The sequence below is a fragment of the Streptomyces sp. AC627_RSS907 genome (genome assembly GCF_019049165.1).
The window spans coordinates 1-595 of the sequence record NZ_JAGMUE010000824.1 but is presented as its reverse complement, the minus strand read 5'-3'; the positions used below and the strand labels follow the sequence as shown (position 1 = coordinate 595).

At 78.3% G+C, this 595-nt stretch carries 1 protein-coding gene and 1 pseudogene; both read right to left on the bottom strand.

Annotated elements, in window-relative coordinates:
* Nucleotides 1–160: pseudogene (locus KUM32_RS38845) on the bottom strand (allophanate hydrolase subunit 2 family protein); the annotation flags it as partial.
* On the bottom strand, nucleotides 157–595 hold a 439-nt coding region (locus KUM32_RS38840; protein ID WP_217146497.1), incomplete at its 5' end, for an allophanate hydrolase subunit 1. The gene KUM32_RS38840 and the pseudogene KUM32_RS38845, both read right to left, overlap by 4 nt.

Here is a 595-nt window from a genome sequence, read left to right as displayed (position 1 = left end):
GCTCCGGGTTGCCCACCAGGCGGTTGGCGAGCCGGTGCGCGGGCTCGTCCAGGGCGCCCGAGCGCGGCACGCCCAGATGCGCGTGGCCCGCGCGCCCCAGGTCCTGCACGGTGGTGAGCGCCCCGGCGCGCATCACCTCCAGGGTGGTGAACTCGCTCATCGGCGCGCTCCGTTCACCGCGGGGCGCCGGCCGGGGGCCGGCAGGTCGGCCGTGGGGTGCGCGGGGGCGCCGCCGGGCGGGCCGGCGCCGTCCTCGTGCGCGGGGCGGCGGTCGTCGCACGGTACGAAGCGGACCCGGGTGCCGGGGGCGAAGAGCGCCACGGGGTCGCGGGTGGCGTCCCAGAGCACCGCGTCCGAGGTCCCGATGAGCTGCCACCCGCCGGGCGAGGGCCGCGGGTAGACGCCGGTGTAGGGGCCGGCGAGGGCGAGGGAACCGGTCGGGACGCGGGTGCGCGGGGTGTCGCGGCGCGGCACGTGGTAGCGGCTGGGCAACCCGGTCAGATAGCCGAAGCCGGGCGCGAACCCGCAGAAGGCGACGCGGAACTCGGTGCCGGAGTGGATGCGTACGACCTCGTCGGGCGTGACGCCCCACACC